This is a genomic window from Streptomyces sp. NPDC012474, assembly GCF_042955185.1.
GTDB classification, from domain to species: Bacteria; Actinomycetota; Actinomycetes; order Streptomycetales; family Streptomycetaceae; genus Streptomyces; species Streptomyces cahuitamycinicus.
This window is the reverse complement of record NZ_JBIBEP010000006.1, coordinates 217311-239323: the sequence shown is the minus strand read 5'-3', so window position 1 is coordinate 239323 and position 22013 is coordinate 217311. Positions and strand designations below refer to the sequence as shown.

At 72.4% G+C, this 22013-nt stretch carries 17 protein-coding genes; 3 read left to right on the top strand and 14 right to left on the bottom strand.

The annotated features are described in order from the left end of the window. Nucleotides 1-13: 13 nt before the first annotated feature. The 11 genes from ACFY9S_RS16300 to ACFY9S_RS16250 all read right to left on the bottom strand — a co-directional run bounded on the left by ACFY9S_RS16300 (nucleotide 14) and on the right by ACFY9S_RS16250 (nucleotide 15105). The gene (locus tag ACFY9S_RS16300) at nucleotides 14-1612 is read right to left on the bottom strand and encodes a carboxyl transferase domain-containing protein (RefSeq protein ID WP_391128288.1); all 1599 of its coding nucleotides are present in this window, start codon (nucleotides 1610-1612) and stop codon (nucleotides 14-16) included. After that, the gene (locus tag ACFY9S_RS16295; RefSeq protein WP_391128286.1) at nucleotides 1609-3318 is read right to left on the bottom strand and encodes an acyclic terpene utilization AtuA family protein; all 1710 of its coding nucleotides are present in this window, start codon (nucleotides 3316-3318) and stop codon (nucleotides 1609-1611) included. Before ACFY9S_RS16295 ends, ACFY9S_RS16300 begins: the two co-directional genes overlap by 4 nt. Nucleotides 3319-3349: 31 nt before the next feature. Continuing rightward, nucleotides 3350-4144 (bottom strand): TIGR03084 family metal-binding protein, encoded by a 795-nt coding sequence (locus tag ACFY9S_RS16290; RefSeq protein WP_391128283.1) that lies wholly within the window; start codon nucleotides 4142-4144, stop codon nucleotides 3350-3352. Nucleotides 4145-4679: 535 nt separating this feature from the next. Continuing rightward, complete coding sequence (locus ACFY9S_RS16285; protein WP_391128280.1) at nucleotides 4680-5282, bottom strand: DUF664 domain-containing protein; 603 nt, start codon at nucleotides 5280-5282, stop codon at nucleotides 4680-4682. An 80-nt stretch (nucleotides 5283-5362) separates the two neighbouring features. Next, the gene (locus ACFY9S_RS16280; protein WP_391128277.1) at nucleotides 5363-6322 is read right to left on the bottom strand and encodes an EamA family transporter; all 960 of its coding nucleotides are present in this window, start codon (nucleotides 6320-6322) and stop codon (nucleotides 5363-5365) included. A 204-nt stretch (nucleotides 6323-6526) separates the two neighbouring features. Continuing rightward, nucleotides 6527-7663 (bottom strand): peptidoglycan bridge formation glycyltransferase FemA/FemB family protein, encoded by a 1137-nt coding sequence (locus ACFY9S_RS16275; RefSeq protein WP_391128274.1) that lies wholly within the window; start codon nucleotides 7661-7663, stop codon nucleotides 6527-6529. A 120-nt stretch (nucleotides 7664-7783) separates the two neighbouring features. Further along, on the bottom strand, nucleotides 7784-10660 hold the full coding sequence (locus tag ACFY9S_RS16270) for an FAD-linked oxidase C-terminal domain-containing protein (protein WP_391128795.1): 2877 nt from the start codon (nucleotides 10658-10660) through the stop codon (nucleotides 7784-7786). Nucleotides 10661-10732: 72 nt separating this feature from the next. Then, nucleotides 10733-11575, bottom strand: coding sequence for an ABC transporter permease subunit (locus ACFY9S_RS16265; protein ID WP_391128271.1), 843 nt, complete (start codon nucleotides 11573-11575; stop codon nucleotides 10733-10735). 7 nt (nucleotides 11576-11582) lie between these two features. Beyond that, entirely contained in the window at nucleotides 11583-12575 is a 993-nt protein-coding gene (locus tag ACFY9S_RS16260; protein ID WP_102913604.1) for a carbohydrate ABC transporter permease, read from the bottom strand. Between the two features lie 95 nt (nucleotides 12576-12670). Then, nucleotides 12671-14014, bottom strand: a complete 1344-nt coding sequence (locus ACFY9S_RS16255; protein WP_391128268.1) for an ABC transporter substrate-binding protein — start codon at nucleotides 14012-14014, stop codon at nucleotides 12671-12673. Nucleotides 14015-14085: 71 nt separating this feature from the next. Next, on the bottom strand, nucleotides 14086-15105 hold the full coding sequence (locus ACFY9S_RS16250; protein WP_391128265.1) for a substrate-binding domain-containing protein: 1020 nt from the start codon (nucleotides 15103-15105) through the stop codon (nucleotides 14086-14088). Between the two features lie 206 nt (nucleotides 15106-15311). Here ACFY9S_RS16250 and ACFY9S_RS16245 point away from each other — a divergent pair, with 206 nt between their 5' ends. After that, on the top strand, nucleotides 15312-16661 hold the full coding sequence (locus tag ACFY9S_RS16245) for a mucin-1 (RefSeq protein ID WP_391128263.1): 1350 nt from the start codon (nucleotides 15312-15314) through the stop codon (nucleotides 16659-16661). A gap of 72 nt (nucleotides 16662-16733) precedes the next feature. Beyond that, nucleotides 16734-17852, top strand: coding sequence for a phosphoserine transaminase (gene serC / locus ACFY9S_RS16240; protein WP_391128260.1), 1119 nt, complete (start codon nucleotides 16734-16736; stop codon nucleotides 17850-17852). A gap of 57 nt (nucleotides 17853-17909) precedes the next feature. Here serC and ACFY9S_RS16235 read toward each other — a convergent pair whose 3' ends face one another. Next, complete coding sequence (locus tag ACFY9S_RS16235) at nucleotides 17910-18800, bottom strand: NAD(P)-binding domain-containing protein (protein WP_391128257.1); 891 nt, start codon at nucleotides 18798-18800, stop codon at nucleotides 17910-17912. A 111-nt stretch (nucleotides 18801-18911) separates the two neighbouring features. Here ACFY9S_RS16235 and ACFY9S_RS16230 point away from each other — a divergent pair, with 111 nt between their 5' ends. Continuing rightward, the gene (locus ACFY9S_RS16230; RefSeq protein ID WP_391128254.1) at nucleotides 18912-19508 is read left to right on the top strand and encodes a TetR family transcriptional regulator; all 597 of its coding nucleotides are present in this window, start codon (nucleotides 18912-18914) and stop codon (nucleotides 19506-19508) included. A gap of 11 nt (nucleotides 19509-19519) precedes the next feature. Here the strand turns inward: ACFY9S_RS16230 and ACFY9S_RS16225 are convergent, their stop codons facing one another. Together ACFY9S_RS16225 and ACFY9S_RS16220 are read right to left on the bottom strand one after the other, a co-directional pair. Then, nucleotides 19520-20197, bottom strand: coding sequence for an SUMF1/EgtB/PvdO family nonheme iron enzyme (locus ACFY9S_RS16225; protein ID WP_391128251.1), 678 nt, complete (start codon nucleotides 20195-20197; stop codon nucleotides 19520-19522). An 80-nt stretch (nucleotides 20198-20277) separates the two neighbouring features. Then, nucleotides 20278-21888, bottom strand: coding sequence for an alpha/beta fold hydrolase (locus ACFY9S_RS16220; RefSeq protein WP_391128248.1), 1611 nt, complete (start codon nucleotides 21886-21888; stop codon nucleotides 20278-20280). Nucleotides 21889-22013 lie beyond the last annotated feature (125 nt).

Sequence of the window (22013 nt, the reverse complement as noted above, 5' to 3'; positions counted from 1 at the left end):
GTCACTGGTTCCCTCACATCCGGAAGACGCCGAAGCCGCCGCGCGCGCCCTCGTAGGGGGCGGTGTGGATCGCGGACAGGCACAGGCCGAGGGCGGTGCGGGTGTCGCGCGGGTCGATGACGCCGTCGTCGTAGAGCCGCCCGGACAGGAACATGGGCAGCGACTCGGACTCGATCTGCTGCTCGACCATGGCGCGCAGCGCCGCGTCCGCCTCCTCGTCGTAGGGCTGCCCCTTGGCGGCGGCGGACTGGCGGGCGACGATCGACAGCACACCCGCGAGCTGCTGGGGTCCCATGACGGCCGACTTGGCGCTGGGCCACGCGAAGAGGAAGCGGGGGTCGTAGGCGCGGCCGCACATGCCGTAGTGCCCGGCGCCGTAGGAGGCGCCCAGGAGCACGGACAGGTGCGGGACCTTCGAGTTGCTGACGGCATTGATCATCATCGCGCCGTGTTTGATGATGCCGCCCTGCTCGTACTCCCTGCCGACCATGTAGCCGGTGGTGTTGTGCAGGAACAGCAGGGGGATGTCGCGCTGGTTGGCGAGCTGGATGAACTGCGCGGCCTTCTGGGACTCCTCGCTGAACAGCACGCCCCGGGCGTTGGCGAGGATGCCGACCGGATAGCCGTGCAGGGCGGCCCAGCCGGTGGTCAGGCTCGTCCCGTACAGCGGCTTGAACTCGTCGAAGTCGGAGGCGTCGACGATGCGGGCGATGACCTCACGGGGGTCGAAGGGGCTCTTCAGGTCTCCGGGGACGATGCCGATGAGTTCGTCGGCGTCGTACTCGGGCGGCGCGGCGGGGCCCGGGTCCGCGTGCGCCTTGCGGTGGTTGAGGCGGGCGACCACGCGCCGGGCCTGCCGGAGCGCGTCCTGCTCGTCGACGGCGAAGTGGTCGGCGAGGCCCGACACGCGGGCGTGCATCTCCGCGCCGCCCAGGGACTCGTCGTCGCTCTCCTCCCCGGTCGCCATCTTCACCAGCGGCGGACCGCCGAGGAACACCTTCGCCCGCTCCTTGACCATGATCACGTGGTCGGACATGCCGGGGATGTAGGCGCCGCCCGCGGTGGAGTTGCCGAAGACGACCGCGACGGTCGGAATGCCGGCGGCGGACAGCCGGGTGAGGTCGCGGAAGACGGCGCCGCCGGGGATGAAGATCTCCTTCTGCGACGGCAGGTCGGCGCCGCCGGATTCCACCAGGCTGATGCAGGGCAGCCGGTTGGCGAGGGCGATGTCGTTGGCGCGCAGGGCCTTCCTCAGCGACCAGGGGTTGCTCGCTCCACCGCGCACGGTCGGGTCGTTGGCGGTGATCAGGCACTCCACGCCCTCGACGACACCGATGCCGGTGACGAGGGACGCGCCGACGGTGTACTCACTGCCCCAGGCGGCCAGCGGGGACAGCTCCAGGAACGGCGTGTCGGGGTCGAGGAGCAGCTCGATGCGCTCGCGGGCGAGGAGCTTGCCGCGCCCCCGGTGCCGGGCGACGTACTTCTCGCCGCCGCCCGCCACGGCCTTGGCGTGCTCGGCGTCGAGCTCGGCGAGCTTGAGAAGCATGGCCTCGCGGTTGGCCCGGTACTCCGGGTCGTTCGGGTCCAGGGCGGAGGTCAGGACGGTCACAGGAGTGCCTCCGGTATGTCCAGGTGGCGGGAGCGCAGCCATTCGCCGAGGGCCTTGGCCTGCGGGTCGAAGCGGTGCTGGGCGGCGACACCGGCGCCGAGGATGCCCTCGACGACGAAGTTGAGGGCGCGCAGGTTCGGCAGTACATGGCGTACGACGGTCAGCTCGCGGCTCTCGGGGATCAGCTCCCGGAACCGGTCGACGGTCAGCTCGTGCGCGAGCCACCGCCAGGCGTCGTCCGTGCGGGCCCACACCCCGACGTTGGCGTTGCCGCCCTTGTCCCCGCTGCGGGCGCCCGCGACCAGGCCGAGGGGGGCGCGTGTCACCGGCCCGGGCGCCGGCGGCTCGGGGAGCGGAGGCTCCGGCACCTCGTCGAGTACGGCCGTGTCGTGGGCCGGTGGCACGGGGACCCGACGCCCGTCATGGAGGACGGCCACATGGTCGACGCCACCATGGGGGACGTACACATCCTCGAAGACCCCATAAGGCGAGCCCTTCCCGGGTGGGGCCAGCACATGGAAGCCGGGGTAGCTGGCCAGTGCCAGCTCCACGGCCGCCCCGCTCAGCGCCCGCCCGACGACCTCTTGGCCGGGGTCCCGCACGACGAGCCGCAGCAGCGCGCTCGCGGTCTCCTCGCTCGGGGCGTCGGGCCGGTCGGTGCGGACCAGCTCCCAGCGCACGTCGGCGACCTTGCCGAGGGCGGGTTCCATCTGGTCCCGCACCAGGGCGGCCTTGGCCTCGATGTCGAGGCCGGTGAGCACGAAGGCGACCTCGTTGCGGAAGCCGCCGAGCCGGTTGAGCCCGACCTTGAGGGTGGGCGGCGGCGCCTCTCCGCGCACGCCCTCGATGCGGACCCGGTCGGGCCCGTCCTGGCGCAGCCGTACGGTGTCCAGCCGGGCGGTGACGTCCGGCCCCGCGTACCGGGCACCGGCCGTCTCGTACAGCAGCTGGGCGGTGACCGTGCCGACGTCGACGAAGCCGCCGGTGCCGGGGTGTTTGGTGATGACGCAGCTGCCGTCCTCATGCAGTTCGGCGAGCGGGAAGCCGGGCCGACGGACGTCGCCGCCGGTGAAGAAGGCGTAGTTGCCGCCGGTGGCCTGTGCCCCGCACTCCAGGACGTGCCCGGCGACGACGGCACCGGCGAGCCGGTCGTGGTCGCGTGGTGTCCATCCGAAGTGGGCGGCGGCGGGCCCGGTGACCAGGGCCGCGTCCGTCACGCGCCCGGTGACGACGACGTCGGCGCCCGCCCGCAGGCACCGCTCGATGCCGAAGCCGCCGAGGTAGGCGTGGGCGGCGATGCTCCCCGCGGGGGTCCCCCCTGCTCGAGCGGAGCCGAGAGCTCGGGGGAGCGCGGTGGTGAGGTCGTCGCCCTCGACATGGGCGACACGCACGGGAATGCCCAGCCGGTCGGCCAGCTGCCTGACGGCGTCGGCGAGTCCGGCCGGGTTGAGCCCGCCCGCGTTGGTGACGATCCTGACGCCCCGCTCGTGCGCGAGGCCCAGGCAGTCCTCCAGCTGCCGCAGGAACGTGCGGGCGTATCCGGCGGCCGGATCCTCGAGGCGGTCGCGGCCGAGGATGAGCATGGTCAGCTCGGCGAGGTAGTCACCGGTGAGGACGTCGAGTTCGCCGCCGGTGAGCATCTCGCGCATCGCGTCGAAGCGGTCGCCGTAGAAGCCGGAGGCGTTGCCGATGCGGAGGATGGTCACTTGGCCGCCTCCTCACCGCCGCGCACGGGCGTCACGAGCCGGCCTCTTTCGGCGGGCGTCCGCTGCCCGGCGGTCCCGCGAAGGCCTGCGCGATGCCGAACCAGCGGTCGGCGTCGGGGCCGTCGGCACGCAGGGCGAGGTCGGTGCGGTGGGCGCGCTGGGTGACCAGGAGGCAGAAGTCGAGGGCGGGTCCGGTGACGCGCTGCGGGGCGTCCTCGGGGCCGTACGTCCACAGGTCGCCGGAGGGGGCGCGCAGTTCGACGCGGAAGGGGTCGCCGGGCGGCGTGAGACCGTGCACGCCGTAGGCGAAGTCCCGGGTCCGCACCCCGAGCCAGGCCACATGCCGCAGCCGGTCGGTGGGTGGGCGCACCACACCCAGGGCGCCGGCCACGTCCTGCCCGTGGGCCCAGGTCTCCATGAGACGGGCCGTCGCCATGGAGGCGGCCGACATGGGCGGGCCGTACCAGGGGAAGCGCGCCCCGGGTGGGGCGGCCCGCAGGGCTTCCTCCAGTGCCGTACGGCCGACGCGCCACCGGGCGAGGAGCTCGCCGGGCGGGGCTTGAGCGCCCTCGTCGGCGCCCTCGTCGACGAAGGTTCCCGGCGCGGCGAGGGCCTTCTCGACCAGCGCGCGGAAACCCTCGGCGTCCGTGACGGCGAGCAGGGCCGAGCGGTCCGTCCAGGCCAGGTGGGCGATCTGGTGGGCCACGCTCCAGCCGGGCGCGGGGGTCGCGATCGACCAGCGCAGCGGGGGCAACCCGGCCACGAGGCGGTCGAGTTCCTCGCTCTCCTCGCGCAGATCGTCGATCACGGAGGTCGGATCGGACACGGGCGCTCCCCTCGGGGCACGGCGGTGTGCGGTGGTTTGCGGGGTGGTGCGGGGTGGTGCGGGGTGGTGCGGGGTGGTGCGGGGTGGTGCGGGGTGCTGAGGAGCATGGCAGCGGGCTCAGAAACAATCAAGCGTGCTTGCATGAATTGGTTCCGGCGACCGGCCGCGCTCGTCGGCGGCGAGATCGACGTACTGCGGGCCGCGGAGCCCCGCCGACCGCGGGCGCGCTACGGGATGCCGGTGCGCGGGGTGCCGGTGCCGGGAGGCCGGTGCGCGGGGTGCCGGTGCCGGGAGGCCGGTGCGCGGGAAGCCGGTGCCGGGAGGCCGGTGCGCGGGAAGCCGGTGCGCGGGGTGCCGGTGCCGGGAAGCCGATGCGCGGAAATTGCGATGCCGGGAAGCCGGCGCGCGGGAAGCCGACGCGCGGGAAGCCGGTGCGCGGAATCCCGATGCCGGGAAGTCGGCGCGCGCGGGAAGCCGGTGCGCGGGATCTCGGTGCGTCGGCCCCGGTTCGCGCACCCGCCCGGCGCCACGGGGCTCAGCCGGCCGCGCCCGCTTCTCTCGCCGCCTCCTCCAGCCTGCGCCGATGGGTCTCCCACCGAGCCCGGTCGCCCGGGGGCATGTTGTCCTTGCCCGGCGTCAGGCCGACCGAGCCGTCGATGAGTTCGCGCACGATGTCGGCGTGACCGGCGTGACGGCTGGTGTCGGCGATCACGCGCACCAGGACGTGGTGCAGAGTGGTCTCGCGCCGCTCCTCGGGCCACCAGGGAACGCGCCCGGTCGCCTCCAGCGGCAGCGCCGCGATCGTGCCGTCCGCGTGCTCCCACGCCCGGCGGTACAGCCCGGCGATGTCCTCGCGGGACTCGTCCGGGGTGGCCCACATGTCGGCGTCGGGTTCGGCGTCCTGCGTGTACCACCAGGGCGGCGGGTTCTCGGCGAAGTAGGGCCGGCCGAAGGTGTCGCCGAAGTAGCCCAGCTCCACTCCGGCGGTGTGCTTGACCAGCCCGAGCAGATTGGTGCCGGTCGGTGTCAGCGGGCGGCGGATGTCGTACTCGCAGAGCCCGTCGAGCTTCCACAGCAGGGCGTCACGCGCGTCCTGGAGATAGCGGAGGAGGTCGGCCTTCGGGTCCGGTGGGGTCATGCGCGGCAGTGTGGCACCCGGCACTGACATTGATTGACCGGGCCGGACCGGAAGAGCGGCCTCTTGCGCTGCGGAGCGGCTCAGCCCTCCAGGCCTGTGCTCCGCAGCGCCGCCCTCTTCTTGCGCCCGCCGCCCACCTGGGTGCGCACCGCGCCCATGCTCGCCGCGACGACGAGGGCGATCGCGGCGGCCTCGGCGGTGCTGAGCGCCTGGTCGAGGATGAGGAAGCCGGCCGTCGCGGCGATGGCCGGTTCGAGGCTCATCAGGATCGCGAAGGTGGAGGCGGGCAGGCGGCGCAGGGCGAGGAGTTCGAGGGTGTACGGCAGCACCGAGGAGAGCAGGGCGACCGCCGCGCCCAGGCCCAGCGTCACCGGGTCGAGCAGCTTCGTCCCCGACTCGGCGATCCCCAGCGGCAGGAACAGCACCGCCCCCACCGCCATGGCCAGGGCCAGCCCGTCCGCCTGCGGGAAGCGGCGGCCCGTACGGGCGCTGAAGACGATGTAGGCGGCCCACATGGCGCCGGCGCCCAGGGCGAAGGCCGCCCCTGTGGGGTCGAGGCCGCTGAAGCCTCCCCCGCCCAGGAGGAAGACACCGGCGAGGGCCAGCGCCGCCCACACGACGTTGACCGCCCGGCGGGAGGCGAGGACCGAGAGGGCGAGCGGGCCGAGGACCTCCAGCGTGACCGCGGGGCCCAGCGGGATGCGGGCGACGGCCTGGTAGAAGAGGCCGTTCATGGCGGCCATGGTGATGCCGAAGGCGACGACGGTGCCCCAGTCGGTGCGCGAGTGGCCGCGCAGCCGCGGGCGGCAGACCAGGAGCAGGACGACGGCCGCGACCAGCAGGCGCAGCGCCACCACCCCGAGGGCCCCCGCCCTGGGCATGAGCGTCACCGCCAGGGCGGCGCCGAACTGCACGGAGATCCCGCCCGCGAGCACCAGCCCCACGGGTCCGAGGAAACCGAGCCGGCCTGGACCGGCGGCCGGCGCGGTGGCGTCGGCGGTCGCGGACGAGGGCGGGGTGGCGGTCTCCGGCGGGGTCACGGGCTGTCCTGTGCTCGGTCGGTGTCAGGGGCTCGATGTCAGGGGTGCTGACTGCCAGGAGTGCTGACTGTCAGGGGTGCTGCGCATGTGCGGTGCGTACATCGGGGTGCACTCAACGTACAGCCCGATGCACTGCACAGTCCAGGGTAATGGACTCCGTCAGGTGCGTGAACCCCTTTTGCCTCTGTCTCGCGCTGTGAGACGTCAGCGGCGGGCGAGGTACAGGTTCAGCGCCTTGTACAGCAGCCGGTTGAGCGGGTAGTCCCATTCGCCGAGGTGTTCCACGGCCTCACCGCCGGTGCCCACCTTGAAGCGCAGCAGGCCCAGCAGGTGGCTGGACTCCTCCAGGGTGTCGGTGATGCCGCGCAGGTCGTAGACGGCGGCGCCCAGTTCGTGCGCGTCGGTCATCATGCGCCACTGCACGGCGCTGCTCGGCTGGACCTCGCGGCGGCGGGCGGTGGAGGCGCCGTAGGAGTACCAGACGTGGTCGCCGACGGTCAGCATGGTGGCCGCGGCGAGCACCTCGCCGTCGTGGTAGGCGAGGTAGAGCCGCATCCGGTCCGGGTGTTCGGCGGTGAGCGCGCTCCACATGCGCTGGAAGTACGCCAGCGGGCGCGGGACGAAGCGGTCCCGCTCCGCGGTCTCGCTGTACAGCTCGTGGAAGGCCGGCAGGTCCTCCAGGTCGCCGCGCACGACCTTCACCCCGGCCTTCTCCGCCTTCTTGATGTTGCGGCGCCACTGCTGGTTCAGGCCGCTGTGGATGTCCTCGAGCGACCGGCCGGCGAACGGCACCTGGAAGACGTAGCGGGGCTGGCCCGCGGCGAAGCCGTCCTCGCCGGTCGCCTCGGACTGCCGCCAGCCCATCCGGCGCAGGCTGTCCGCGACATGGCCGGCCCGCGGTTCGTACGACGTCGCCCGCACGTCACGCAGCCGCCGGGCGGCCGGGTCCGCGATCGCCGCCTTGACCGCGTCGGCGCTCCAGCGGCGCACCACGACCGGCGGGCCCATCCGCACCGCGAAGGCACCCCGCCGTCTCAGGTGCGCGAGCATCGGCTCCAGCAGACGGTCGAGACCGGGCCCGTGCCAGTCGATCAGCGGGCCCTCGGGGAGGTAGGCGAGGTACCGCGGCAGCCCGGGCAGCCGCGGCCCGGGCAGGGGGCGCAGCAGTACCAGTCCCGCGCCGACGAGCTGCCCGCCGCCGTCGAACCAGCCGAGGCTCTCCGCCCGCCAGTCGGGCTTGACCTCACCCCAGGAGGGGACCTGGGTGTGGCTGGCGGAGGGACGGGCCGTGACGAACGCGAGATGCTCGTCGCGAGTGATCGGCTGGACGCGGACGCTCATGCGCGGGCTCCTTCGAGCAGCTGCCCTCGACGGGCAGTGGTTGGTCCCGCGAGCCTAGGAGCGGCTTCGGCCCGCCCCCGGTTCAGACACTCGGGTCCGCCCTCCCGTGGCCCGAACGCCTCATGTGCCGTCACGCCCCGGGTTCTCGTCCAGCGCCTCGGCCAGCACCTCCGCCAGATGCCTGCCCCGTACGCCCGCCAGCTGCTGGAGCTGGGTGCGGCAGGAGAAGCCGTCCGCCAGGACCACCGCGCCGTCCGGGGCGTCCCGTACGGACGGCAGGAGCTGTTCCTCCGCGCAGGCGGCGGACACCTCGTAGTGGCCCTTCTCGAAGCCGAAGTTCCCCGCGAGGCCGCAGCAGCCGCCGCTCAGTTCGCCGGTGAGCCGGGCCCCTTCCCGCAGCCGGCGGTCGGCGGCGTCGCCCAGCACCGCGTGCTGGTGGCAGTGGGTCTGGCCGGCCACCGGGCGGGCCACGCGCGGCGGCGTCCAGCCGGGGGCGTGGCGTTCGAGCGTCTCCGCGAAGGTGAGGACCTTGGCGGCGAGGCGGGCCGCGCGCGGGTCGTCGTGCAGCAGTTCGGGGACGTCCGTGCGCAGGGCCGCGGCGCAGCTCGGCTCCAGGACCACGACCGGCGCGTCGGTCTCCAGCACCGGCTCCATCAGGTCGAGCGTGCGGCGCATGACGGCCCGGGCACGGTCCAGCTGGCCCGTCGACACGTACGTCAGTCCGCAGCAGACCCGGCCCCGGCCGCGCAGCAGGGACAGCGGGTCGAGGGCGACCGTCCTGCCGTCGCCCACCGGCGGTTTCGCCAGGTGCACGGTCGGCGGCAGCGCCACCCGCAGCCCGGCCGCTTCCAGGACCCGTACGGCGGCCTGCCCCACGGCCGGGGAGAGGTGCTCGGTGAAGGTGTCGGGCCACAGGACGACCAGGTCACCCTGTGCGGAGCCCCGCCTCTGTTCCCACCACCGGCTGAACGTCCGTGACGCCAGCCGCGGGATCTCCCGCTCGGGGGCGATCCCGCCCAGCCGTTTCGCCGCCCGGGCGAGGGGGCGCACCCGTGCGAAGGCGTTGACCAGCCACGCCGTGCGCGTACGGGCCACCGCCCGGAGCCACACCGGCAGCCGGCCCATCGTGTGGTGCGCGGCCGGGCGGCGCCGTCCCGCGTAGTGGTGGTGCAGGAACTCCGCCTTGTACGTGGCCATGTCGACCCCGACCGGGCAGTCCGACCGGCAGCCCTTGCAGGACAGGCACAGATCCAGGGCGTCCCGGACCTCCTCCGAGCGCCAGCCGTCCGTCACCACCTCACCGGCGAGCATCTCGTGCAGCAGCCGGGCCCGCCCGCGCGTGGAGTGCTCCTCCTCGCCCGTCGCCCGGAAGGACGGGCACATGACGCCCGAGCCGGACACCGACGTTGTACGGCACTTGGCGACGCCCACGCAGCGCCGCACCGCAGCCGGGAAGTCGCCGCCGTCGGCCGGGTAGCCGAAGGCCACGTCGACCGGTTCACGGGGCAGGACGGAGAAGCGCAGGCCGCTGTCCAGCGGCGCGGGGCGGACGAGCATCCCGGGGTTCAGCAGGTCGTCCGGGTCCCACACCCCCTTGACCCGCTCGAAGAGGCCGACCATCTCCGAGCCGTACATCTTCGGCAGCAGCTCCGCCCGCGCCTGCCCGTCCCCGTGCTCCCCGGACAGCGATCCGCCGTGCGCCACCACCAGCTCCGCGAGCTCCTCCGAGAAGCTGCGGAAGCGGGCGATGCCGGGCTGCGTCAGCAGATCGAAATCGATGCGGACGTGGATGCAGCCGTCCCCGAAGTGCCCGTACGGTGTGCCGCGCAGCCCGTGCTCCGCCATCAGCGCCCGGAAGTCCCGCAGATAGGCCCCCAGCCGGGCGGGCGGCACCGCGCAGTCCTCCCAGCCGGGCCAGGCCTCGGTCCCGTCGGGCATGCGGGTCGCCGTACCGCTCGCGTCCTCCCGGATCCGCCACAGCGCGCTCTGCCCCGCCGGATCGGTGACCACCAGCGCGTCCACGACATCGGCGGCCCGCACGACCGCCTCCGCACGCGCGCGTGCCTCCCCCGCGGACTCCCCGCCGGTTTCCACGAACAGCCAGGCCCCGCCCCGCGGCAGCGCCTCCGGCGACGGGACCAGGTCCGCCGCCATACCCTCCACCGTCAGCGGCCTGAAGGGCAGCAGCCCGGCCGCGGCCTCCGCCGCCGCGCTCTCGTCGGCGTAGCCCAGCACGGCCAGCGCACGCGCGCGGGGCGCCTCGACCAGGTGCACGACCGCCTCCGTCAGCACGCCGAGCGTGCCCTCGGAGCCGCAGAAGGAGCGGGCCACGTCGGCGCCGCGCTCGGGCAGCAGGGCGTCCAGCGCGTAGCCGGAGATGCGGCGGGGCAGGTCGGGGAAGCCGGTGCGCAGCAGGGCCGGTTCGCCCTCCAGCAGCGCCCGCAGTCCGTCCGGCGCCCCGGCCCAGTCCCGCCCGAGCCGCAGCCGCTCACCGCGCGCGGTGACGACGTCCAGCTCCCGGACACTGTCCGCGGTAGTGCCCCACGCCACGGAGTGCGAGCCGCACGCGTTGTTGCCGATCATGCCGCCGAGCGTGCAGCGGCTGTGGGTGGAGGGGTCGGGGCCGAAGCGCAGGCCGTGGGGGGCGGCGGCGTCCTGGAGCCGGTCGAGCACCAGCCCCGGCTGCACGACGGCGGTGCGGCTTTCGGGGTCGAGCGACACGAGCCGGTTCATGTGCCGGGTGAAGTCCAGCACCACGCCCGTGCCCGTCGCCTGCCCGGCGATCGACGTGCCGCCACCTCTCGCGACGACCGGGACCCGCCGCTCCCGGCACACCTCCAGGACGGCCGCCACGTCGTCGGCGTCACGCGGAGCGACCACGCCCAGCGGCACCCGCCGGTAGTTGGAGGCGTCCATGGTGACCAGCGCCCGGGAGGTGACGTCGAACCCCACGTCACCCCGGACGCCCCGGCGCAGCTCCGCCTCGAGGGCAGCCAGATCCCCGACATCCGTCATGCGTCCAGCATGCACCCGGCCACTGACAGTGACGGCCCGGGGCGCCCCGGTGGGTCAGCCCTTGACGGCGGAGCTGGCCACGCCCTCGACGAACCAGCGCTGGAAGAACGCGAAGACGATCAGCACGGGCAGCACCAGCAGCACGCCGAAGGCGAGGATCTGGCCCCAGTCCGGGGGCTGCTGCCCCTGGAAGACGCTCATCTCCAGAGGGAGGGGACGCACCGCCGGGTCGGACACCATCAGCACCGGCCACAGGAAGGAGCCCCACTGGATGAGGAAGGTGAGGATCGCGACCGAGGCGAACACCGGCCTGGACATCGGCACGATGATCGCGAAGAAGGTGCGCCAGGGCCCCGCGCCGTCCAGCCGGGCCGCCTCCTCGATGCTCGTCGGGATCTTCTTGAAGAACGTGTGGAACTGGTAGATCGCGAAGGCGTTGGCGACGAACGGCAGCGCCTGGATGAACAGGGTGTTGCGCTGGCCGTTGAACATGTAGAACAGCGGCACCGCGACCGACTCGAACGGGATCAGCATCAGCAGCAGGACGAGGGTGAACACCGCGTTCTGCCCCCGCCACTTCAGCCGCGTCAGCCCGTAGGCCGCCATCGAGTTGACGATCAGCCCGCCCGTCACCACCACGAACGACAGCAGCACCGACACGCCCATGAACTGCCAGAAGTAGCCGGTGCTGTCGGAGTTCAGGCTGTCGAGGACGGCTGCGTAGTTATCGAAGGAGAGGTGGGTGGGCAGGAAGCCGGACAGGCCGTTCAGTACCTCGTCCGACGGCTTCAGGCTGCCGAGGAAGAGGTAGAGCGCGGGGAGCGCGAAGACGAACGCGAGGACACTCAGGACGGTGTAGTCGAGGACGCGGCGCACGGGCGTACGGGTCATGGCCATGGGTTGGTCAGTCCTCGTTGTCGGGCCGGACGACGCGGCGCTGGACGATGGTCAGGGCGACGACGATCAGGAAGAACACCACCGTGACGGCCGAGGCCTGGCCGATGTTGTTCTGGTCGAAGGCGGTGGTGACGGCCTGGTACATCACCGTCCGGGTGGCGTCCTCGTCCAGGCCGCCGCCGCGGATGAGGATGTACACCTGGTCGAAGACCCGGAAGGACAGCACCGAGGTCAGCATCGCGACGAACACGAGGGTGCCGCGGATGCCGGGCAGGGTGACGTGGCGGAACTGCTGCCAGCGCGAGGCCCGGTCCAGCTGGGAGGCCTCGTAGAGCTCGCCCGGGATCTGCTGGAGACCGGCCAGCAGGATGACCATCTGGAAGCCGACGCCCTGCCACACCGACAGCACGATGATCGAGCCCATCGCGGTGAGGCCGTCACCGAGCCAGTCGAAGGCGCCCCAGTTGCCGAGACTCACCGTGTCCAGCAGGGAGTTGAGCAGGCCCTGCTCGCTGCGGGCGAGGATCAGCCGCCAGATCACGGCGACCAGCGCCATCGGGAAGACCACCGGCATGAAGAAGAAGGCGCGGAACACGCCGATGGCCTTCAGCTTGCGGTTGAGCAGGATCGCCAGCGCCAGCGCGAGACCCGTCTGGAGCGGTACGACGACCGCGGCGAAGGTCAGGTTGTTCAGCAGCGCCCGCAGGAACGGGCCGGACAGGTCGGGGTCGGTGAACAGCCGCCGGTAGTGCTCCACGCCGAAGAAGGCGGGCTCCAGCGGCGATCCGAGGCGGACGTTGTAGAAGGAGAGCACCACGGCGTAGCCGAACGGGATGCCGACGAAGGCGATCAGCCCGCCGACGGCCGGGGCGGACATCAGCAGTCCGTGCAGCCGGTCGCGGTTGCCGCGCGCGGGACGCGGGGGCTTCGCGGGGCGTGCGGACGACACGGCCTGCGCCCGGCCTGGGGCCGCGGCGTGCGCGGGTTCCACGGTTTTCACGGGAGGGGTCCTCTTCCCGGCGGGGCGGGCGCGGTCGGTGCACGGCTGTGTCGCCACGTCGACGGCGGCCCGCCCGGGCCGATGCGTCCTGCGGGTTACGGGATCTCGTAGCCGGCGTTGTCGGTGAAGTCCCGGTCGATGGCGCGGGCGGCCTTGCGCAGGGCTTCCTCGGGGTCGGCGCCGCCGTAGATCGAGTTGAGGGCCGTGTTGAACTTGGCGGTGACGGTGGGGTATCCGGCGGTCACCGGGCGGGTGACGGCGACGCAGGAGGAGCTGATGTCGCTGTCGCCGCACGGCTTGGCCAGCTGGTCGGCGAAGAGCTGGAGCGGCCCGCCCTTCTTGTAGAGGTCGCTCTTGGCCAGCGCGGTCCTGGTGGCGGGCACCGCGCCGTTGGCCTTCGTCATCGCGCCGACGTTGGTGTCGTTCAGCAGGTAGTCCAGGAAGGCGCCGGCGGCCTTGCCGTTCTTGCTGCCGGCGCCGATGCCCCAGGCCCACGAGCCCTGCCCGGTCTTGGGACCGTCGCCGAAGTCGGGCAACGGCAGGACGACGAGGTCGTCACCGAGGGCCTCGCTGTAGGCGGGGTAGTTCCAGTGGCCGACCCAGCTCAGCGCCACCTTGCCCTTGGCGAAGGCGTTGCCGTCGGTGTTGGGGTCGACGTAGGTCTTCCAGGACTGGAAGGTCTTCATCGCGGAGACGACCTTCGGGCTGTCGAGGGCGCCCTGCGCCTTGCCGTCCTTCAGCAGGCCGCCGCCGGCCGACCAGAGAATCGGGGAGAAGCCGAAGGTGCCCCACTCGGAGGCCAGGCCGTACTGCTCCGATATGTCGAGGACCTTGCCGTCGGAGTCCTTGCCCTTCAGCGCCCCCAGCGCCTTGCCGAACTCCTCGGGCGTCCAGGCGTCGTCCACACCCGTCGGGTACTTCACGCCGGCCGCGTCCAGCAGTTTCTTGTTGGCGTACATACCGAGCCCGGCGTCGAACATGCCGAGGCCGTAGTGCTTGCCGCCGATCTCGCCCTGCGCCTTGATCGCGTCCGTGGCGTTGCCGAGGGTCTTGGCGGAGACGTGGCCGTCGACCGGGGCGAGCTTGCTGTTGTAGACGAAGTTCGCCATCGTCGGGCCGTCGAACTCCAGCACGTCCGGCAGTTCGGAGGCGTCGGTGGCGGTGATGGTCTTGGTGTAGTCGTTCTCCGGGATCAGCTTCAGCTCGGCCTTGACGGCGTTCTGCGAGGAGTTGAAGGACTTCACCGCGCTCTGCAGCGCGGCCGTCTCGCCCGCCTGGCCCTGGTGGGCCCAGACGCTGATGGTGCCCTTGCCGCTGCCCTCCTCGGCGGAGGTGTCGCTGCCGCCGCCCCCGCCGCCACAGGCGGCCAACGCGGCCAGCGGCAGCAGGGCGAGGGCCGTCAGGCCCGTGCGGCGGTGTTTTCCGTGGCCGGTGATCATGGTGGTGCCTCCGAGCGGGGTGTGCGGGTGGGTGCGCGGACAGGGGGAGGGGGCAGGTGAGGGGCTACGGGCTACCGCTGCCGGCGGGTGTGCGGCGGAGCGGTGGTCTCGCGGAGGATGAAGCGAATGGGCATCTCGACGGGGCGCGGCGACCCGGCGTCCGGTCCCTCCAGACGCCTCAGCAGCAGCCGGGCCGCCTCCCGGCCCTGGGCCGCGACCGGCTGGGCCACGGTGGTCAGCCCGACCACCTCGGACAGCTCGTGATCGTCGAAGCCGACCACGGACACGTCCTCCGGAACCCTCAGCCGGTGCCGGCGCAGGGCGCGCAGCGCGCCCATCGCCATCTCGTCGGACTGGGCGAACACGGCGGTCGGCGGATGGCGCAGCGCCAGCAGCTCCGTCATGGCCCGCTCACCGCCCTCGACCGTGTAACCGCCGTCGGCCTCCAGGGCGGGGTCCAGCTCGATCCCGGAGTCGGCCAGCACGTCCAGGTAGCCCTGCCGGCGGTCCAGGGGCGTGGTCCAGTGCAGCGGCTCGCTGGCGCCGGAGATCATGCCGATCCGCCGGTGGCCCAGGTTCACCAGGTGCCGTACGGCGCTCTCCGCCCCGCCCCGGTCATCGATACCGACCACCGTGAAGCCGGGCCGGGCGCCGCCGACCGTGGTCGCCAGCGGCACGCCGAGGGAGCACAGGGCGGCGGCCTCCTCCGGGTCCGGGATCAGCAGGGACAGCACGGCGTCGACCCGCTTGCGGATCGGCAGCTTGGTGAAGAATCGCTTGCGCGCCTCCGGTGAGCCGAGGTTGTACAGCAGGACGTCGTAGCCCTCGGCGCTGAAGACCTTCTCGGCGGCGTCCAGCACCGTGCCGAAGAACCAGCGGCCGACGTACGGGACGACGACGCCGATGGTGTAGGTGCGTCCGCTGGCCAGGCTGGAGGCCGAGCGTGAGGCGGTGTAGCCCAGTTCGGCGGCGGCCGCGACGATCCGGGCCCGCATCTCCTTGGACACTCCCGAACGGCCGCGCAGGGCGCGGGACACGGTGGACGCCGAGACCCCGGTGGCCTCGGCGACATCGGTGATGCTGACCGTCACGGGACGCTCCTTGATCGGGTGCGCGCCGCGTGACGGGGATCCGGAGCACGTCGGCGGGAGTGGGAGTGACGAGACCGTAAACCCGCTCACCTGGTTGCGCAAGCGTTTGCGTTCAGATTTACTTCGGCTGACTCTCAGAGGAACTCCCACCAGCACGAGTACAGCGCACACGTTTGAGTGCCGCTGTCGGCAGACAGGACCTGTCCATGCGATACGCGCCGCCCGGCCTCTGCGTGAACGACTTCGACCTCCTGCGCCACGCGGACGGCACCTACACCGCGCTGCACCTTCAGGGCCCGTGGACGGCCGACTTCGACCACCTGCGCATGGAGACCTCGTACGGCCGGGCCACCTCCACCGACCTGGTCCACTGGGAACCGCAGGGCACGGCCTTCGGCAACGGCCTGCCGGGCCGCTTCGACCAGCAGGCGGTGTGGACCATGCACGCCTTCCCGCACGAGCCGGGCATGGCGATGCTCTACACCGCCGTCTCCGGACTCACCCCCGGCGGCTGGCCCCTGCAGTCGATCGGCCTGGCCCGCTCCGGGCGCACCGACGGCACCGGCTGGCGCCGCCACGGCACGGGGCCGGTCGTCGAGGCGGACGGGCGCTGGTACCGCACGGGCGAACGCATGGGCTGGCGCGACCCCTTCGTCGTACGCGACGACGAGTCCGACGGCTGGGTGATGGTGCTCTGCGCCGCCGACGCCTCCCTGCCCGTCGAGGTCAGCGGGTGCGTCGCCTGGGCGACCTCCGACGACCTGGAGCACTGGACCGTCCACCCGCCGCTGATCTCCCCCGGCGACGTCGACGAGTTCGAGTGCCCGGTCCTGGAACGCCTCGACGACGGCGGCTGGCTGCTGCTCGGCTCCATCGGCGCCACCCGGGGCTTCGAGGCGTGGACCGCTCCGCGCCTGCGCGGCCCGTGGACCCGCCGTGGCCCGCTCGGCCCGACGGGCGCGTACGCCCCGCGCGTCGTCGCCGCCCCCGACGGCTCCCGGGTCGTGCTGCACACCACCCCGCGCCGCGTCGGCCTCAGCGACACCGGCGAGCGCTGCCGCGGCATGCTCGCCCAGCCCAAGTCCCTCGCCGTGCCCGCGGATGCGGCGCCCCGCCTGGAATGGTGGCCGGGCCTGGACCCCTGGCTCGGTGAGGAGACGCACGAGGCCCTCCTGCACGCGGTCGGCGACGTCGGCCTCTCCGGCCGCACCGAGATCACCCTGCGCACGCAGGACTCCGGCCCGGACCGGCCCGCGCTCACGGTCGGCTGCGACGGCAAGAACCTCTGGGTGACGGGCCCCGACGGCACCCCGCTCGGAGAGACCCTCCTGCCGGAACCCGCCGCCTCGCTGCGCATCCTCACCGTCGGCGAGTACGTCGAGGTCTACGCCGACGGCGTCTTCGTCCTCACCACACTGTGCTACTCCGGCCGCCCCGCCCCCTGGACGGCCACCGCCGAGGAGGGAGTCCGCCCCGTCGCCGTCCGCCCCCTCCGGCTGCCGGACCCGCATCGCGACGACGCCTCGGCCGTCTGGCCCGGCCCGCCGACCCCCTGATCGGTCCAAACTCCGTCTCACCCGACGGACGACGTTTCGCCCACGTTTCTGGAAGCGGCTACGCTCCCCTGCGTGGCTGAGATCCAGATTCCTGCTGACATCAAGCCCGCCGACGGACGTTTCGGCGCGGGTCCCTCCAAGGTGCGGACGGAGGCGCTGGACGCCCTCGCCGCGACCGGCACCTCTCTCATGGGCACCTCCCACCGCCAGGCTCCCGTCAAGAACCTGGTCGGCAAGGTGCGCGAAGGCATCAGCGAGCTGTTCCAGCTCCCCGACGGCTACGAGGTGATCCTCGGCAACGGCGGCTCCACCGCGTTCTGGGACGTCGCGACGCACGGCCTGATCGAGAACAAGTCGCAGCACCTCAGCTTCGGCGAGTTCTCCTCCAAGTTCGCCAAGGCCGCGAAGCTCGCGCCCTGGCTGGCCGAGCCGGACGTCATCTCCGCCGACCCGGGCACGCACCCCGAGGCGGTCGCCGAGGCGGGCGTGGACGTCTACGCGTTCACCCACAACGAGACCTCGACCGGTGTCGCCATGCCGATCAAGCGGGTGGCGGGCGCCGACGAGGGCTCCCTGGTCCTGGTGGACGCCACCTCCGGCGCGGGCGGCCTGCCCGTCGACATCGCCGAGACGGACGTCTACTACTTCGCCCCGCAGAAGTCCTTCGCCTCCGACGGCGGCCTGTGGATCGGCGTCTTCTCCCCGGCCGCGATCGAGCGCGCCGAGCGGATCCACGCCTCCGGCCGCCACGTCCCGGAGTTCTTCTCGCTGCCGACGGCGATCGACAACTCCCGCAAGAACCAGACGTACAACACCCCGGCCCTGGCCACCCTCTTCCTGCTGAACCAGCAGCTGGAGTGGATCAACGGCCAGGGCGGCCTGGACTGGTCGGTCCGGCGCACCGCCACCTCCGCCCGCACGCTGTACGGCTGGGCCGAGGACATCAAGTACGCCAACCCGTTCGTCACCGACCCGGCCAAGCGCTCGCAGGTCATCGGCACGATCGACTTCACGGACGAGGTCGACGCCGCCGCCGTCGCCAAGGTGCTGCGCGCCAACGGCATCGTCGACACCGAGCCCTACCGCAAGCTCGGCCGCAACCAGCTGCGCGTCGCGATGTTCCCGGCGATCGACCCGGCGGACGTCGAGGCGCTCACCAAGTGCGTCGACTACGTGATCGAGAAGCTCTGACCTTCCCGCGTACGTGACCGAGGGCGCCCCGCGTGTGCGGGGCGCCCTCGCTCGTTCTCAGGCGGCCGCGCCCCGGCCGAACACCTCGAACAGCCGCGTCAGGCTGTCCTCTCCCCCACCGTCCGCCGCCGCCCGCCGGAACGTCTCCAGCACCGCGGCGGGCAGGGCGGGATCCACCCCGGAGTCGCGCGCCGTGTGCACGACGTGGTCCAGGCTGGCCACGGCCATCGAGATCCGCTCGACGTCGCCGGAGTGCCGCCCCGCCTCGATGCGTGGCGTGTAGAAGTCGAGGAACTGCTCCATCCCGCCCAGCGTCCCGGCCGCGTACGGCGTGATCTCGGAGGGCTTGATGCCGTGGGCGTCCGCCAGCGCCAGCATGTGCAGCCAAGCGGTCAGGGTGGTCCAGAACAGGTCCATCTGGAGCTGGTAGTACAGCGCCGCCAGACCCGGATCCTCACCCCGGTAGTCGGTGCCCGTGAGGACCTTCAGGACGTCCTCGTACCGCTCGAAGAGGTTCCGGGGGCCGCTGTAGAAGGTGTCGAACTCCGCCGACCCGATGCCGGACGGCGGCGTCTGGACTCCGCCGGTGAGGTGGCGCGCCCCGTGCCGGGCCGCCCAGGCCGCACCCTCCCGGGCCCGCTCCGGGGTGTCCGAACTGAGGTTGACCAGGACCCGGCCCGTCAGCGCCGGGGCGGCGGGCTCCAGGACGGTGTACATCGCGGCGTAGTCGGTGAGGCTCAGCACGACCACCTCGCTCGCCGCCAGGGCCTCCTCGACGGTGGCGGCGCGCACCGCGCCCCTGGCCACGAGGTCGTCGGCGCGGCTCGCGGTGCGGTTCCAGACAGTGACCCGGTAGCCGGCGTCCAGGTAGGCGCCGGCCATCGCGCGGCCCATGGGGCCGAGGCCGAGGACGGTCACGGGCGGCGCGCTCACGGCGGACGAACTCATAGAAATCCCCCCGGGGACGACGAAACGAAGACGGCTAGAACGAACGCTCTATCCAGAGAGGAACCTAGCACAGCGACTAGAGCGATCGCTCTAGCTCGGTAGAGTGGTGGCGTGAAGACCAAGGCCCCGCACGACCTCGAAACCGCCGGCACCCGTGAACGGATCGTCCGAACGGCCTCCCGCCTGATGCAGCGCCAGGGCTACGAGGGCACCGGCATCAAGCAGATCTCCCGCGAGGCCGGAGCGACGCTCGGCTCGGTCTACCACTTCTTCCCGGGCGGGAAGCAGGAGCTCGGAGCGGCCGCCGTACGACTCGGCGACGAGGAGTTCACCGAGTTGCTGCGCGAGACGCTCGACGCGGAGCCGGAACCGGAGAAGGCGCTGCCCATCCTCGCCGCCTCCCTCGCCCAGGGACTGCGCGACTCCGACTGGCTCGACGGCTGCCCGGTCACCTCCACCGTCGTGGGCACGGCGGCCGGTGCCCCCGGCATCCAGCAGGCGGCGGCCGAGGCGTTCGCCCGCTGGCGCACGGTCGTCGCCGAGAAGCTGGCCGCCGCAGGCTTCGCCGCTCCCGACGCCGAGGACCTGGCCCACACGGTGATCGCCACGTTGGAGGGCGCCGAGCTGGCCTCCCAAGTAGCCCGCAGCGAGGCACCGCTGGAGGTGGCTGGGCGCCATCTGGCGCGCTTGGTGGCCTCGTACCGATAGCCTGCGCGGCGCTACGGCCCCGGCTGCGAGCGCGCCACCCGGAACCCCACGTCGTCGATCCGGAACGTCGGATGGCTCCGGCGGCGCACCGAGGCGCGGCAGCTCCAGTGCTCGTCGGACCAGCCGCCGCCGCGCAGCACCCGGTACGTGCCGTAGACCTCGGCGTCGTAGAGGTCCCAGCACCAGTCCCAGGTGTTGCCCAGCATGTCGTACAGGCCCCAGGCGTTGGGCTGCTTGCCGCCCACGGGGTGGATGCGGTCGCCGGAGTTGCCGCGGTACCAGGCGATCTCGTCGAGCGGGCCATAGCGGGGGCCGGTGCTGCCGGCCCGGCAGGCGTGTTCCCACTCGGCCTCGGTCGGCAGCCGGTATCCGTCGGCGGTGGTGTCCCAGTCGGCGGCCCCGCCGCCGGGCCGCACCTCGTACGCCGGGGTCAGGCCCTCGCGCCGGGACAGTGCGTCGCAGAACCGGACCGCGTCCCACCAGGACACGCCCTCGACGGGCAGCAGTTCACCCCGGGCCGTGCCCGGACGCTCGCCGGTGACCTCGGCGTACCAGGCCTGGGTGACCGGGAACGCCGACATCCGGAACGACGCGACCTCGACCGCCCAGCTGCGCTCGGTCCGCCGGTCGGACAGCGTGACGGGCCCGGCCGGGACGGCCACCATCTCGTTGTCCATGCTTTCCCCCATGACCGGACATACTAGGGGCGCCCGGCGAGTATCGCCGGACGCCCCCGTGTCGTCCCGTCAGGCCTGGGTCACCGAGGCGCTCAGCGCCCGAACCCCAGGATCCCGCGCAGGCTGTCACCGGCCGCCGCGACGGCAGGCTGCGGCGTGCTCGGCACCTGCTGTGCCGCCGGCTGCGGCTTCGGGTCGGGGTTCTTCTTGCACACCGCGTCGGCCACGCCGTTGCCGTGCGGGACCTTGCCGTTGGTCAGGTACGTGGCGAGGTGCTTGTCGAGACAGGCGTTGCCGCTCAGCGTGATGCCGTGGTTGCCGCCGCCCTGCTCCACCACCAGGCTGGACCCCTTCAGCAGCCGGTGCATGGTGACGCCGCCCTGATAGGGGGTGGCCGCGTCGTCCGTGGCCTGGAACAGCAGCACCGGCGGGAGCTTGCTGTTGGCGACGTTCACCGGCTTCAGCGTCTTCGTCGGCCAGAACGCGCACGGTGCGTTGTACCAGGCGTTGTTCCAGGCCATGAACGGCGCCTTCTCGTGCACCGCCCAGTTGTCCTTGCGCCACTGCTTCCAGTCGCGCGGCCAGGACGCGTCACGGCACTGCACCGAGGTGTAGACGCTGTAGCCGTTGTCGCCGGAGGCGTCGATGACGGCGATGTTGTCGTACGCCTTCACCAGCGCGGCGGTGTCCTTCTTGTTGACGTAGGCCGCGAACGTCTGGGCGAGGGTGGGCCAGTAGGCGTTGTTGTAGCCGCCGGGTATGAAGATGTCCTCCAGCTCGGAGGCGCCCACCTTGCCGCCCGCCGGCTTCTTGGCCAGGGCCGCCCGCATCGCGTACCACTTGGCCTCGACCTTCTTCGGGTCGGTGCCGAGCTTGTACGTCGAGTCGTACTTGGCGATCCACGCCATGAGCGCCTTGTGGCGCTTGTCGAAGGCGTAGTCCTGCTTGATGTTGGCGTCGTACCAGACCCCGGTCGGGTCGACGATCGAGTCCAGCACCAGGCGCCGCACCCGCTCGGGGAACAGCTTGGCGTAGACCGAGCCGAGGTACGTGCCGTACGAGTAGCCGAAGTAGTTGATCTTCTTGGCGCCGAGGGCCTTGCGGATCGAGTCCATGTCCTTCACGGCGCTGACCGTGTTGATGTACGGCAGGACGCCGGCGTACTTCTTGCCGCAGGCCTGGGCGAAGGACTTGGCGCGGTCGAGGTTGGCCTTCTCCAGCGCGGGCGTGCTGGGCACGGAGTCGGGGCGGACCGGGTCGAAGTAGCCCGGCTTGCAGTCCAGGGCGGGCTGGCTCTCGCCCACTCCGCGCGGGTCGAAGCCGATCACGTCGTACTGGGCCGCGACCTCCTTGGGCAGGGACGACGCGACGAACGGGGCCAGCGACAGACCGCTGCCACCGGGGCCGCCGGGGTTGACGAGCAGCGGGCCCTGGGACTTCGCCGCGGTGTGCGGCACGCGGGACAGCGCCAGCGTGATCTGCTTCCCCCGCGGCTTCGCGTAGTCGAGCGGCACCTTCAACGACGCGCACTGGAGCGTCGGGGCGTCGTCCGTACCGCACTTCTTCCATGTGATCTTCGCCGCGGCGGTCGTCAGGGCGGCGGCGTTCGCGGAGTGTGACGCGCTGGCGTCGGCGGGAGCGGCGGCGAGCGTCCCGGCCAGGACGACCGTGACGCCGCACAGTACGGCTGCGCTTCTTCTCATGGAGTTCTCTCGCAACAGTGAGGGGGGTTGGGCCCGTGAGTGACACGGGCCGTGCCGAATCGTTTCGGAAGAACGCGCCACGCGCGTACGGATTCGACCAAGGCTTGACCGAATCGAGTCATAGT

What these genes read in the sequence shown, in the direction of transcription:
- ACFY9S_RS16285 (WP_391128280.1), bottom strand. Translation starts at nt 5,282, where the DNA reads ATGACCCCACCGGACCCGAAGGCCGACCTCCTCCGCTATCTCCAGGAC.
- ACFY9S_RS16275 (WP_391128274.1), bottom strand. Translation starts at nt 7,663, where the DNA reads ATGAGCGTCCGCGTCCAGCCGATCACTCGCGACGAGCATCTCGCGTTC.
- ACFY9S_RS16265 (WP_391128271.1), bottom strand. Translation starts at nt 11,575, where the DNA reads ATGGCCATGACCCGTACGCCCGTGCGCCGCGTCCTCGACTACACCGTC.
- ACFY9S_RS16255 (WP_391128268.1), bottom strand. Translation starts at nt 14,014, where the DNA reads ATGATCACCGGCCACGGAAAACACCGCCGCACGGGCCTGACGGCCCTC.
- ACFY9S_RS16245 (WP_391128263.1), top strand. Translation starts at nt 15,312, where the DNA reads ATGCGATACGCGCCGCCCGGCCTCTGCGTGAACGACTTCGACCTCCTG.
- ACFY9S_RS16235 (WP_391128257.1), bottom strand. Translation starts at nt 18,800, where the DNA reads ATGAGTTCGTCCGCCGTGAGCGCGCCGCCCGTGACCGTCCTCGGCCTC.
- ACFY9S_RS16225 (WP_391128251.1), bottom strand. Translation starts at nt 20,197, where the DNA reads ATGGGGGAAAGCATGGACAACGAGATGGTGGCCGTCCCGGCCGGGCCC.
- ACFY9S_RS16220 (WP_391128248.1), bottom strand. Translation starts at nt 21,888, where the DNA reads ATGAGAAGAAGCGCAGCCGTACTGTGCGGCGTCACGGTCGTCCTGGCC.